This is a genomic window from Maribacter chungangensis, assembly GCF_042676845.1.
GTDB classification, from domain to species: Bacteria; Bacteroidota; Bacteroidia; order Flavobacteriales; family Flavobacteriaceae; genus Maribacter; species Maribacter chungangensis.
The window spans coordinates 90,193-103,894 of record NZ_JBHTHY010000007.1; the positions used below are offsets into that span (position 1 = coordinate 90,193).

Annotated in this window: 13 protein-coding genes; 8 read left to right on the top strand and 5 right to left on the bottom strand. The window is 39.3% G+C overall.

The genetic code is table 11. The features are described 5' to 3' along the window. Nucleotides 1-1,533 carry a glutamine-hydrolyzing GMP synthase gene (gene guaA / locus ACFQZJ_RS11045; RefSeq protein WP_379934545.1) on the bottom strand — a complete coding sequence of 511 codons (1,533 nt, stop codon included), beginning with the start codon at nt 1,531-1,533 and terminating at the stop codon, nt 1-3. 241 nt (nt 1,534-1,774) lie between these two features. Here guaA and ACFQZJ_RS11050 point away from each other — a divergent pair, with 241 nt between their 5' ends. After that, nucleotides 1,775-2,500 carry an SIMPL domain-containing protein gene (locus tag ACFQZJ_RS11050; protein ID WP_379934547.1) on the top strand — a complete coding sequence of 242 codons (726 nt, stop codon included), beginning with the start codon at nt 1,775-1,777 and terminating at the stop codon, nt 2,498-2,500. Nucleotides 2,501-2,597: 97 nt separating this feature from the next. Here the strand turns inward: ACFQZJ_RS11050 and ACFQZJ_RS11055 are convergent, their stop codons facing one another. Next, nucleotides 2,598-4,628, bottom strand: a complete 2,031-nt coding sequence (locus ACFQZJ_RS11055; protein WP_379934548.1) for an LruC domain-containing protein — start codon at nt 4,626-4,628, stop codon at nt 2,598-2,600. Nucleotides 4,629-5,556: 928 nt separating this feature from the next. Between ACFQZJ_RS11055 and ACFQZJ_RS11060 the strand changes: the two genes are divergently transcribed. After that, a complete protein-coding gene (locus ACFQZJ_RS11060) occupies nt 5,557-6,102 on the top strand; it encodes a pyridoxamine 5'-phosphate oxidase family protein (RefSeq protein ID WP_379934549.1) in 546 nt (181 codons plus the stop codon). Between the two features lie 25 nt (nt 6,103-6,127). Here the strand turns inward: ACFQZJ_RS11060 and ACFQZJ_RS11065 are convergent, their stop codons facing one another. Together ACFQZJ_RS11065 and ACFQZJ_RS11070 are read right to left on the bottom strand one after the other, a co-directional pair. Continuing rightward, complete coding sequence (locus tag ACFQZJ_RS11065) at nt 6,128-7,498, bottom strand: pyridoxal phosphate-dependent decarboxylase family protein (RefSeq protein ID WP_379934550.1); 1,371 nt, start codon at nt 7,496-7,498, stop codon at nt 6,128-6,130. Between the two features lie 36 nt (nt 7,499-7,534). After that, complete coding sequence (locus ACFQZJ_RS11070) at nt 7,535-7,756, bottom strand: hypothetical protein (protein WP_379934551.1); 222 nt, start codon at nt 7,754-7,756, stop codon at nt 7,535-7,537. Between the two features lie 293 nt (nt 7,757-8,049). Here ACFQZJ_RS11070 and ACFQZJ_RS11075 point away from each other — a divergent pair, with 293 nt between their 5' ends. From ACFQZJ_RS11075 to ACFQZJ_RS11090, 4 genes are all read left to right on the top strand, one after another. After that, nucleotides 8,050-8,715 carry a response regulator gene (locus ACFQZJ_RS11075; RefSeq protein ID WP_379934552.1) on the top strand — a complete coding sequence of 222 codons (666 nt, stop codon included), beginning with the start codon at nt 8,050-8,052 and terminating at the stop codon, nt 8,713-8,715. Nucleotides 8,716-8,840: 125 nt separating this feature from the next. Beyond that, entirely contained in the window at nt 8,841-10,424 is a 1,584-nt protein-coding gene (locus ACFQZJ_RS11080; protein WP_379934554.1) for a vitamin K epoxide reductase family protein, read from the top strand. A gap of 119 nt (nt 10,425-10,543) precedes the next feature. Further along, nucleotides 10,544-10,753 carry a hypothetical protein gene (locus ACFQZJ_RS11085; protein WP_379934556.1) on the top strand — a complete coding sequence of 70 codons (210 nt, stop codon included), beginning with the start codon at nt 10,544-10,546 and terminating at the stop codon, nt 10,751-10,753. A gap of 68 nt (nt 10,754-10,821) precedes the next feature. Further along, the gene (locus ACFQZJ_RS11090) at nt 10,822-11,391 is read left to right on the top strand and encodes a TlpA family protein disulfide reductase (protein WP_379934558.1); all 570 of its coding nucleotides are present in this window, start codon (nt 10,822-10,824) and stop codon (nt 11,389-11,391) included. A gap of 306 nt (nt 11,392-11,697) precedes the next feature. Here ACFQZJ_RS11090 and ACFQZJ_RS11095 read toward each other — a convergent pair whose 3' ends face one another. Continuing rightward, nucleotides 11,698-11,907: a hypothetical protein gene (locus ACFQZJ_RS11095; protein ID WP_379934560.1), complete on the bottom strand. Its 210-nt coding sequence runs from the start codon at nt 11,905-11,907 to the stop codon at nt 11,698-11,700. A gap of 282 nt (nt 11,908-12,189) precedes the next feature. Here ACFQZJ_RS11095 and ACFQZJ_RS11100 point away from each other — a divergent pair, with 282 nt between their 5' ends. Together ACFQZJ_RS11100 and ACFQZJ_RS11105 are read left to right on the top strand one after the other, a co-directional pair. Next, entirely contained in the window at nt 12,190-13,263 is a 1,074-nt protein-coding gene (locus ACFQZJ_RS11100; protein ID WP_379934561.1) for a thioredoxin-like domain-containing protein, read from the top strand. 225 nt (nt 13,264-13,488) lie between these two features. Then, nucleotides 13,489-13,683, top strand: coding sequence for a hypothetical protein (locus ACFQZJ_RS11105; RefSeq protein WP_379934562.1), 195 nt, complete (start codon nt 13,489-13,491; stop codon nt 13,681-13,683). Nucleotides 13,684-13,702 lie beyond the last annotated feature (19 nt).

Here is a 13,702-nt window from a genome sequence, read left to right on the forward strand (position 1 = left end):
TTATTCCCATTCTATAGTTGCCGGAGGTTTTGAACTTATATCATATACGACACGATTCACTCCAGGGACTTTATTGATGATGTCATTTGACGTTTTTTGTAAAAACTCATAAGGCAGGTTCACCCAATCTGCCGTCATTCCGTCCGTACTTTCTACAGCTCTCAATGCAACACATTTTTCGTACGTACGCTCGTCTCCCATTACACCTACACTATTTACGGGCAATAACATAGCGCCTGCCTGCCAAACTTTATCGTAAAGGCCCCAATCCTTGAGTCCCTGTATAAAGATATGGTCCACTTCCTGTAAAATAGCTACTTTTTCCCTTGTAATATCCCCCAAAATACGGATGGCCAGTCCCGGACCTGGAAAAGGATGCCTGCCTAACAAGGCCTTATCAATACCTAAACTGGCACCTACCCTGCGCACTTCGTCCTTGAACAACATCTTTAAAGGTTCCACTACTTTTAGCTTCATATAATCTGGGAGTCCGCCTACATTATGGTGACTTTTTATCGTTGCCGATGGGCCTCCCGTTGCGGAAACGGATTCTATTACATCCGGATAAATTGTTCCTTGCGCCAACCATTGGGCGTTTTCTACCAAGTGGGATTCATCGTCGAAGACCTCAACAAAAACACGTCCTATCGTTTTGCGTTTGGTTTCCGGATCGCTCTCCCCTTCCAGTCCGTCCAAAAAACGTGCCGAAGCATCTACCCCTTTAACGTTAAGTCCCATTCCCTCGTATTGCTTTAAAACGGCACTAAACTCGTTTTTACGCAAAAGGCCGTTATTTACGAAGATGCAATGTAAATTTTTACCGATGGCCTTATGCAGCAACACTGCCGCTACGGACGAATCAACTCCACCAGATAATCCCAGTATCACCTTCTCATCGCCAATTTTTTCTTTTAAATCGGCCACGGTCGTTTCCACGAACGCATCGGGTGTCCAGGTTTGGGCAATACCCGCTATACCTACCAAAAAGTTTTCCAATAGTTGCTTCCCATCCGTAGAATGGTATACCTCCGGATGAAATTGGATACCGTATGTTTCCTCCCCATCAAACTTAAAGGCCGCATTTTCCACATCGTGAGTGCTTGCCAAGCGTTGGGCATTATCAGGAAGTTGTTTTATCGTGTCGGCATGGCTCATCCAAACTTGACTTCCGGTAGCGATATTTTTTAAAAACGCGTTTTTGGCATCTACCATGGAAAGGTTAGCCCTACCGTATTCCCGCGTATTGGACTTCGCTACACTACCGCCGTTAAAATGGGCCAAATACTGCGCGCCGTAGCACACTCCTAATAAAGGTACTTTTCCTCTTATCTGAGAAAGATCAGGATGTGGTGCGTCTGCTGCCCGCACCGAATATGGAGAACCCGAAAGGATGACCGCTTTGTATTCCGTTAGGTCTTTTGGTGGTTTGTTGTACGGTTTTATTTCGGAAAAAATGTTCAGTTCACGTACGCGTCTCCCTATAAGTTGGGTATACTGTGAACCGAAGTCTAGGATTAGGACTTTGTTTTGCATGCGCAAAAATAGCAAAATAGCAAATTTGGAGAAGCGTTCTTTAGAGTTATTTACGATAGGTTTTTAACAAGAAATACGGTTTTACCTAAAATCCCGGTTCTTTCTTTTGATCAATAGTATGTCCGTTTCAAAAATACGCTGGCCGGAAAGCGAAATACATTTCCAAACATCTTGCGGTTTTAAGCACGTAGCAACCAACAACATTTACCCAAATTTACCGTTCCTGATTAAAAGCGTTAAAATGAAACACATAACAGCGATTATTTTTGGAGCGGCGATCGTCATAGCCGCTTATTTTTTGGGCAATGCCTATGTGAACAGGGCCAATCCGCCACAGATTATATCGGTTACCGGATTGGGAAATGAAAATTTTACCTCCGATCTTATTGTATGGGAGGGACAATTTTCTACCACCAACGGCAATCTTAAAGCCGCTTTCGAACAATTGAAAAGTGACAAGGAAATCGTACGTTCCTACTTGGTATCAAAAGGCATAGTAGAGGACAATATTATTTTTAACAGTGTACAGACCACGGAACAGCGTGATAATAAATACGAAAACGGAAACTTTGTAGGCAGTACCTTTAGAGGATATATGTTGACACAAACCGTAAAAATAGAATCCCAGAACGTAGCCGTAATCGAAGGGGTTGCCCGAGAAATAACGGAACTATTGAACAAAGGGGTACAATTTAACTCCTACCCACCGCGGTACTATTATACAAAATTGGCCGACTTAAAAATTGAAATGATCTCTAAAGCTACCGAAGATGCACGTCTTAGGGCAGAAAGCATTGCCCAAAATTCCGGTAGTGGCCTAGGCGACCTTATTTCGGCCAAAATGGGCGTATTCCAAATTACCGGACAAAATTCCGGAGAAGACTACTCTTGGGGCGGTTCTTTTAACACTTCATCCAAAAACAAAACTGCGTCCATTACCATGCGTTTGGATTATAAAGTAAAGTAGTTATAGCGACAGGCACTAAAAAACGACGGAAAAAGTTCTGCCTTTTATATTATCTACTTTTTTCAAGGTATTCTATACAATCTAAACTAAGATGGTGCTATTGTATCAATAGTTCTAAATTTCTATTTCCCTTACCATCCTTATACCAATCCGCATTGGTTTTTCCTCCGGATGTGGCCCATGCGGCAAAAAAGTTATAGGCTTTAACTACCGATACTTTTTCCCTTGGAACTTTAAAATCATGTACAATATTAATAGCCCAGGGCAAGCCTTGCTCTGTCACATAATTTCCGTCTGGATCCTTATTTACGCCATCTTGGTCCACCGTCTTTTCACCTAAAGAGGTAGTATTAGCAAATGGCAAGTGTATTTCTTTTTTTCTTGTTTTATTAACAATAATGAAAGGATTAAAAGGCGCGGCACCCAGTTCTGCCGTCGTAATAGGCTCCGTGAACTTAATAGAGATGGTTCTATGTTCATTGAGTACTGCATTATTATTATCATAAAAAACTACCACCGCGTTTTCTTGATTCGCTTCTGTACCATTTGCGTTTAACTCTATATACCCCTCGCTAAGAGCCTGACCGGTCACCGATTCTATTTGAGAAGGATTTAAATTTTCAAATTCTACAGCAAAGGCATTTACGAAACTAGCTCCATTAGACTTAGCGGTGATATTAAAATCTACCTGAACAACCTCGTTTAAGGCATTTTGTACTGCAATTATTTTGTAGTTTACCGCTACATCATTAAAGTCGTAATCACCGGAATATGGCCATAAATCTTCAAAAGCAACGGTTCCAAAACCATATTTACTAGGAGTAAATACTTCAAACGCTTTGTCCGCATCTTCTGGAAAGCTATCATCACCATCAAAAATACCATCACCATCTGTATCTACTGGCTCTTGATTTTCGTCGAACACCCTAAACGTAGTTAAGTCATTTATAGTCCTTCCCACATTCGTGTTATTGTTAGCACTTATACCATATCTATACTCCCAACCTCCTGTTTCCGTATCCATTATTATCAAATCGGAACTGGAAGCATTATTGGCCAACCACAACTCTTGATTGGAATCAAAGGTCATGGATGTAGGCCTAAAAGGCAGGTTGTCCGCGCTAATACGGTCGGCCAAATAGTCTCCATCCGAATCTAGTGTAAGCTTGTATAAACCTGAAAAGGTGCACATGAACAAAATACCTTCCTTATTAAAGGCTAGATCTCCACCACCCTTATTATCCAGTCCTTTTATTTTCCAACTAGATATAAATGTACCGTTTAAAGGATCTATAGTGTATAAAACATCGGCATTGGCGAAATAAAGTAGCCCATCGTTTACATTATAATCCAACCTGGGGCCACCCCTTCCCAAATTAGAAACAGTCTCCCATTGGTTGTCCTGTATGGAATATTTCATTAAGGGGTACGGACTGCTCCTTCCTATACTATACAATACCTTATTTTCTTGATCAATTGCTGCAGTGTAACTGCCCATAGGCATTTCTGAAATAGCAGTATAAGCACCATCTAAGGGATCTATCTGATAAAGTTCAGCATTACCGTTTACACAGTAGAGATAGTCCAAAACACCCGATTTACCGGTAGTATTTGATGTTCCTTTATATTCATACTCCGCTTTTTTATCTACAATACTTACCACCTCGGAACTGTATTTATTATTTAGCTTACTCCTAATATATAGCTTGGTATAATACGAAGGAAGCACTATTTGATGCGTTAGTTTTCCATTTATCGTTACTCCTGTAAATAATAATTGATTAAGTATATCTGTTAGAAACTGAGGTTCAGTTATAAATTCCCCTTCTTGATTTTCGTAGGTAATAATTTCTCCCTCTATGAGCTCATCATTGTAGGCGTATACATCGTACTTGACATTAGCCCTTGCATCACTTATAAGTACGGTAATAATTTGCTGTGTGCCAAAATCGAACCCTTCAGGTATTGTTAAATTAGTAATCTCCAACGGTAGGTTTTCTTCTTGGTCATCGCCTGAGAGGGAGCTATCACGATTGTCCTCCAAAGTGGAATCAAAATTATCCTTTATACATGAAGCGAATAATAACATGAATAGTAGACTGAACTGATATAGTTTTTTTTGGGACATAGTTTTATATTATGAAATTTTATAACGTATTTTCTTACAGAATAGTATATTTAAGCATTTTGATGACAAAGATGTTATATTCATAGAAATTCTTTAAAAACTACAAGCTGGGCCATAAGTTTTGCAGGGTGAATAACACTAAGCTATAGACGAAGAGCAACCAGAATCCTCCCTAACACATTAAACCCAAAATATGCATTAAACAAACTACTACAGCACCGAGCTACTGCGACTACCACAGCTGCGCTACTTTTTTACGATGTAACCCTTGCGGTGCTATGCTAAAATAGATGCAACCACAGTATTCATTGTATCTCGAAGCTTCATAACGAAGTTCCAATACATAATTCGAATTAAATTATTCTATAGCGATCAGTAGCTAAATACATAAATTGCGAACAATGTAATGTGTTGAAAATCATAATATTAAATTATCACAGCGTTGTCAGTCCCAGCGCTCCCGAAGTTGTGGGAGAGAACACTTGATTGGCAAAACCGGACTTCGACTGCCTGCCTCGCTTGCAATTTAGGCGGGCACACAGCCAGACATATTTGCTGTTATTTCAGTTTAAAATAAGTAACCAACTGCTGACCTCTATAATTTTTACCACCAATTACTTTAATTCATTAAACTTAAACAAGGCCAATTATCCTGAATCACATAGACCGTACAACATGGAATTTTAATGAAAAGGACATTTTAAATTCACTAAGATGATTATCAGCTTTGATAAACTAAAGAAAATAAAAAACGAAAAAAGCTTGGGAACCACCCCAAGCTTTTCTTCGAAATCAAAAACCAACCAAAACGAATTATTCCATGAATAATTCAAAATTCTTTTTCACGACATTTATGATATAACAACCTAGTTTCGATTTACCCTACTTTTGAATATTTTTTTTATATTTTTAAGAAAATATAATTTTAATGACTCAGCAATTTTTAGAGGAAGCGAAACAAGAATTAAAGCATAGCCTTGTCAAAAAAGGCCATCCGTTTCGCTATTTTACCTTGGCAACCGTAGGTTTAGACCCAATGGCACGCTTACGCACCGTAGTGCTGCGTCAAATCACAGAGGATTTTAAATTGATTTTTTATACGGACAGGCGCTCTAAAAAAATGACGCACATTACCGAAAACCCCAAAGTAAGCTGTTTGTTTTATCATCCTAAACAACTGCTTCAGCTAAAAATAGAAGGAAAAGCACGTGTGGTTAACGACGAAAAAATCTTAAAAAAATACTGGCACGGTATACAACCCAACAGCAGAAAAGACTACTTAAGTGAACAAACTCCGGGAAGCACCCTAAATAACCCGGACGAACTCCAATACCTGAACGATGACAACCATTTTAGCATGGTAGAAATAGAACCGTTCAAAATAGAATACCTAAAACTAAAACGTCCCAATCATTTGCGGGTTCGTTTCTCCAAGAGCAACAACGATTGGGACGGTGAGTTTTTGGTGCCGTAGATTTCTCCGACCTAATTTTTTAGCACTACTCCATACTTTTTAAAATAGCTACAATATCCTCCTCGGTGGTATCTGGATTAATAAAGCAAAACCTACTTACGGTCTCATAGCCGCTACCGGTTTTCCATTTTGTTGGCGTTACCAGGGCAAATCCGGCATCATGGTTTTTATAGGTCCAATTGCGATAGTCGGTCGGTGTCCATCCTTTACGACGATACAGCACACAGGAGAGGCTTGGTTCCCGTACCAATTCCAATAAGGGATGTTCCATAATCAGTTTACCTGCTATATTGGCCAACTTTATGCCTTCTTCGACCGCCCAAGCGTATTTTTCCGTACCGTGTGTCGCCAAGGAATACCAAAGTGGTAAACCACGCAAACGCCGGGTCAACTGTATTTGATAATCGGAGGGATTAAAACCATGCGCACCTTCATCCTTAAAAATTTCCAAGTAGGAGCCTTCTTGCGCATGGGCTTCTTTGGCCTCTTCTGGGTTTTTGTACAGTACAGCACCACAGTCATACGGAGAAAACAACCATTTGTGCGGATCAATGGTTACACTGTCTGCCCGCTCAATACCGTTGAACAAATGCCGAACGGATTTCGCGGCCAAAGCGCCACCACCATAGGCGGCATCTACATGAAACCACACCTGTTCCCGTTCGCAAACCTCTGCCACTCCTGCAAGGTCGTCTATAATCCCTGCATTGGTAGTACCCCCTGTAGCCACGACCGCAAAGACGCGGGCCCTTTGTTCCGCATTCAATCTATTGATCACTGTTTGTAGTGCGGTTCCTGACATGGCATCTTCGGTATCTACCAAAAGCACATCTACATCTATGACCTTTGCCATGGCCTTTATGGAGGAATGCGCGCCAATAGCGGTAATCATCAATCCTTTTACATTCTGATTTTTTGGATTTTTTCGCCATTTTTCGCGTGCGGCCACCAAGGCAGAAAGATTCGCCGCCGTACCACCGCTGGTAAACACCCCAAAAGCAGGTTTGGGCATACCGGTTAGGGACACCAACCATTGCATGGCCTCGTTCTCACAAAAAATTCCACCGGCACCTTCCATCCAATACGCCCCGTGGATACTAGAGGCCGAAGTCACCAAATCGAACAAAATAGCCGCCCTAGTGGGCGCTGCCGGCACAAAAGCCAAGTGTCTGGGATGATCAATGGGCACCGTAGCCTTGACCAAAACATCACGGAAGAGCTCAAAGGCCTTCTCCCCTCCTATTCCCCTATTCGTAACGGTTTCGCCAACTAATTGTCTCAGTTCCGCTTCTGTTTTGGGCTTGCCCAATTCCGGATTGGTTTTGGTGATGCGGTTAATGGCATACTTGACCACGTCCAAGGTCATTTCCACCATTTCTATATCTATATCGTGCATTGTATCCTGATAAATCTTGTTCAACTTCAAAAATAACTACTCCGTAAGCGGTACAATAAATAATGTATCCTTTTCTTTTCCAAAATCCCAACTAGCATCTAAAGACACCTGCTGTGGATATCCATATTGCGTAATAAGCGCCCAATGGCCTCCCTTGCAAAATAGCTTTGCGTAGAACAATAATAACTCGTCCATTGAAAACACCTCCGACCTCGTATGCAGTAAACCTCTATTGTCCCAGTTATACCTAGCATACATCAAAAAGTAATATAAATAATAACCAAGGTGCCGTATTGTTTAAGCATCACCCCATTTCACAGCTGAGTCCTAAGCTTTTAAGATGCAGCTAAACCGCATGTAAAGTTTAGCGAACTTTTAGGTAAAAAATATAAGCGCGACAAAAACCCTATTCCCTGGATAAAAGTATTTACAAACAGGAAGCTGAACTTTTTACAAATTTAACAATTCATTAACAATCAAAAAAAAAAAAAAAAATAGTGCTTAATTTCATAGATTTAAAATGGCTTCGGTAATCGGTAAACTTTATGTAGATGAACATATTTCGGATTCTTATTATAGATGACCATCCCTTTATTTGTTTGGGGCTTAAACTATTTTTGGATAACTGGTCGGAAAAGGAACCAACAACTAGAGTCAATTGCACCCTGGCGAATACCTTAACTGATGGCCTTACTACCTTTAGTAAGGACCCGCTAGCTTTTGACTTGGTGATTCTGGATATAAGAATGCCACCGTGTCCGAATGAGAAACTGTTTTCGGGGGAGGATTTGGGCCTCAGGATAAAACGCTTGCGCCCCAAAATAAAAATTATGGTCATAACGAGTCTTATAGACCAACACCAGCTCTTCTCCATTTTCAAATCGCTCAACCCAGACGCCATGTTGGTAAAAAGCGATATAGACGATGTAACGTTTATAAAAGCCATAAAAAATGTTATGAATAACAAGCCGTATTACAGCGGCGAATTTTCAATGGCAATACGGCATCGGTTACAAAATGATCGCTTGCTACCGGAAGACCGTCAAATTTTATACTACCTTTCCAAAGGAATACCTACCAAGGACTTACCAAAAAAAATAGCACTTTCGTTGTCCTCCATAGAAAAAAGAAAGAACCTATTACGCAAACACTTTGGACTTAACGGACACAACGATCTGGAATTGGTGCATTTGGCACGCGAGAAAGGTTTCCTTTGAGCGTGCAAATTATGTTAAATTTACCTTAAAAATATATAAACCGTAAAACTGTACGGCTTTTTTGTCCCTAGAATACGCATACAATTGTACCTTGTTAAGGTTCAACGTTATTTTATGTATACCCTATGGATAATTGCGTAGCTGTAACAGATACTCTACTTGGCCGTTTGAAGGTAAAGCACACCCATGAGTTCGTTGCGGATACCGTACTTTCCCATGGTGAGCATCCTAGCTTGTTGGCCATAGCCGATACCTTGGAAAAATACAATACAGAGACACTTGCCGTGAAAATAGACTTCAAGAAGCTAAGTGAAATACCGTTACCCTGTGTTGTTCAATTAAAGGAAAGGCTTCAAGAAATTTTTGTGGTATTGAACGCCATTTCTAATGAAAGCGTTTCGTACGTTGCCGACACGGGCAAACCAATCCAGCTTTTAAAAGAGGAGTTTATTAAAAAATGGACGGGTATAGCCCTATTGACCGAAACCACTGCCGAAACCAAAGAGCCTGGCATCGAAAAGCGTTTGACGGTTAAAAGAACCCGTAGGTTTTTACTAGCTGGTATTTTTGCCTGTTTGGGTCTATGGATCCTACTGGCCTTACGCACAATTGCCGTTGCCGGCACTACCGATTTACTTCTGGCCGCAAGCTATACCCTACTAAAAGGGATAGGCTTGGTGGCGGGCGTTCTGCTCTTATGGTTTGAGGTGGACGAATACAATCCTACCTTACAAAATTTTTGTTCAGGCGGGGGTAAGGTCAACTGCAATGCCGTATTGAGCTCAGCACAAGCAAAGCTTTTTAATGGTACGGTAAGCCTAAGTAGTATAGGGTTCTCCTATTTTTTTGCCACCCTGGCCATCTTACTTTTAACCGATTTTTCCTCCTCCTCTTTGGCCTTGTCCGGTTATCTAAGTATAGCGACGCTACCCATTATTTTGGCCTCGGTCTATTATCAAGCGGTGGTTATCAAACAATGGTGTAAGTTCTGTATTGTGGTGCAGGCCGTATTGGTACTTGAAATCGTGCTAACTGTTTTGGGAGGGTACTATAAAGCTGCCCTTGTTTTGGAAAGCACGTCTTTATTGGCGGTGTTTTTTCTTGCACCTCTCTTATTGTGGTCTTGGGCAAAACCCTTGATCGACACCAAAAAAGAGACAAATCTGTACAAAAGAGGCCTCAAAAAACTAAAGAACAACCTTAATGTGTTTCATGGACTCTTGTCCAAATCACGGAAAATTACGAATACCACCGAAGGGCTGGGCATTATCCTGACCAACAAAAATGCAAAATATGATGTTATTAAGGTATGCAACCCCTATTGCGGCCCCTGTGCCGATGCACACCCTGTGTTGGAAGCGCTGGTACAAAAAGGCATTATTAATTTACAGATTTTGTTTACCGCAAGGATAGAAGATGACCATATTGCCAATCCAGTGCGCCACTTTCTTGCCATCGATACCTTGGGCAAGCCAAAAGAAACCCAAAAGGCATTGGACGCTTGGTACAATGCACAAACCAAGGATTATGCCCTGTTTTCGAAAGCATTTCCGCTAAACGGGGCATTAGCGGTACAAGATGAAAAAATAACAAAGATGCGTGCATGGTGCGATGTAGAAAACATTACCCATACCCCAACCCTGTTCATAAACGGCCATGAACTGCCCAATGAATATAGTGTAGAAGATGTAAAGGAAGTACTGGTATAAAACTAAAAAAAGCCCAAAGCAAGCTTTGGGCCATAGACGATATTCTCTCGAGAAGAATAGGCACAAACCTTGGGTGCCTTGAAACGTCCAAGGCAAAGACAAATTTTAAAACTTATAAAATGAAAAAGTTAAGTTTAGAAAAGTTAAATTTAAGGTCTGATGACCTTTTACAGCAAGAACAGTTGAAGACTGTTTTTGGGGGGTATGACCTATGTAAACGTGTTGCTTTTGATACAGTTGAGTCAATGGAAGCAGAATATGGTTGCTATAACGCCAGCCAATATAATTATGCGTACAGTCAAGCTTATAATAGATGTAGAAATCAATAAGCCTAAGTAATAACATTGCACTCATCTCGGGACTTAAAGCTCGAGATGAGTTTCACAAATACTACAATATGAGATATCTAATTCCATTGTTTATATATTTTTTTATGGGTTATTCTTATGGCCAGATTAAAGATACGACTCAGATACTGGGCATTAAGAAAATTATGGGGAGCACGCCTACAGAAGATATATATAAATATGTAAATAAAGTCTTGCCTAAATTTATACTTTCTGATCTTGAAGGCAATATGATAAGTTCTGAGAGCCTTAAAGGGAAACCAACGGTAATTAACTTGTGGTTTACAACTTGTGCGCCGTGCATAGAAGAAATGCCCCTGCTCAATGAAATAGAAAGCAATTATGAACAAAAAGTAAATTTCGTAGCGGTAACCTTTCAAGACATCAGTACTATAAAATCTTTTCTTAGAAAAAAGCCATTCAATTTTTTTCATCTTGTAGATTCAGAAGAATATTTAAAAACCTTCGGTTTGTTTGGTTACCCAAAAACTTTAATCCTGGACAAAAACCTTAAAATACTTCAAATTGAAAAAATGTTGCGAAAAACTCAAGATACAAGTGTTGACACTGGCATTGAATTTAAGGAAAGTATTAATACGCTCTTGGATACCTTATTGTAAACCTTAATGCTTTTAACTACAAACTTGAAACAAGGTTTTAGAAATAATCTTCAGGACGAGCACACGAGTAGTTTCTTGTAAGATAGTTTTTAGATTGGTTAACAGCCATTCTTTTTCAAACTTCGCTCCAAAAAGCAATGCAAGTCTCGGGCAATTAAACCCGGTTTAAAACTAAAAAAGGCCCAAAGCAAGCTTTGGGCCATAGACGATATTCTCTCGAGAAGAATAGGCACAAACCTTGGGTGCCTTGAAACGTCCAAGGCAAAGATAAATTTTTAAAACTTTTATATCATGAAAAAGTTGAGTTTAAAAAACTTGAATCTGGAGCCAAGTAACATGCTCCAAAGAGAACAATTGAAAACTGTTTTTGGAGGGTATTCTAATAATGGATGCCTCTGTTCTCATACGTGTGCCGGCATAGGAACTAGTTGTACCAACACAAATGGAACGACAGGAACATGTAAAGTTGGTAAATGTGATGGATGCGATACTAGAATGTGCTACACTTAATTTCATAAAAATTACCGGTCAGGTAACTTCAAAAAAGTCTGTCCGGTAATTCTGAATAAATCTATTTGATTAATACAAATAACCTATATTATTATCCTTGGCTTACCTAATTGTTCTAAATAGTCCCTAATCCATCGTTTAGTATTTAATTTAGGGAATGCGGACAACCAAGCTTACGATAGCTTATAAAATTTAAAAATAGGTTTTAAGTCTTAAAACTATTATTCAACGAAGAAACCGAATCAAGATAAAACTAAAATAATCGTAATGCGCAGTAATCCAATAACTATGAAATATTTATTCAATATTACGTTTATTCTCTGTATTTGCCTTATCAGCTGCAAAAAAGAACGTAAAGAGAGTAATGGTTTTGTGCTACATGGAAATATTAAGGGTAAAATAGATGATTACATCTATTTGGAATATGGGGGGAAACTTGATAGTTCGTTGGTGAAATCCAATACATTCCTATTCAACGGAAATGTAGCATATCCTACAAAAGCTACTATTCTTCCTGCCTCCCCAACTTCTGGAAAGGACATGACCGTAGGATCGTTTATGATAGAGAATAGCAGTATAAAAATATATACCAAATATAATCTCGGCAATCATAATGGAAAGTTGCTATACTCACTAGATATTGATAGCCTTATTGGTTCAAACAGTAACACCAATAAGGTTGGTTTTGATAAGTATATCCAAAAAATTATTAATTCGGATAAGTCGGTAAACCAAAAAGAACTTCTGCTGATTACTAAAATTGAGGATTTCATTAGAACCAATCCAACTTCTGAGCTATCGGGAGACTATGTTCTTGACTTAAGTAACTTTTACGGTCTGTTCAATAGTAACCAATTATCAGAATTACTGAACATGATGGATAAAAACTACCAAAATGAAGAAACACTATCTAAAATAAGTTTACTTATAAATCAAAGAAGAGTACTGGACATTGGAAACGCAGCACCTCCGTTTGAACTTCCAAGTCTGGACAATCGACTTGTAACAAAAGAACAATTTTTTGGAAAATATCTTCTTATAGAAATTTGGGCTTCTTGGTGCGCTCCTTGCCGTCAAGCAAATCCTGCATTATTAAAAACCTATAATTCTTATAAGAATAGAAATTTTGAAATTCTTGGTATTTCTCTGGACAAAGACCTCAAACAGTGGCAGCAGGCGATTAAACAGGATAGCATAAACTGGCTTCATGTCATAGATACGGCAAAAACCACACAACTAACATTTAAATATCCTACGATACCTTTTAACATATTGGTTGATAAAGAAGGTAAAATAATAGCCCGTAACGTTACTCCCGAAAAATTAAGTGAAATTCTGAACAGATTATTGCAAACAAATTGAAAATTTCATTTATGACTAATGACACAAAACTTATTTTACTGAATAATAGTACAGGTAAATCATTTGAGCATAAATTCTGTACACTTTTGTCATTTAAAACAAAGTACAAAAAAAAGCCCAAAGCAAGCTTTGGGCCATAGACGATATTCTCTCGAGAAGAATAGGCACAAACCTTGGGTGCCTTTAAACGTCCAAGGCAAAGATAAATTTTAAAACTTTTATAAAATGAAAAAATTGAGTTTAGAAAAGTTAAATTTAAGGTCTGATGACCTTTTACAACGAGAACAATTGAAAACTGTTTTTGGCGGGTATGGCAATGGCTGCCCCGACGGACATGCAAGATGTAGTTGTGCCGACCCTGGAGGTGGAGTCACGGTAGGTTGTTCTTCTACTGGTAACTGTGCAGGCTTTTGCGATTGACAGATTATAACATGGCGCG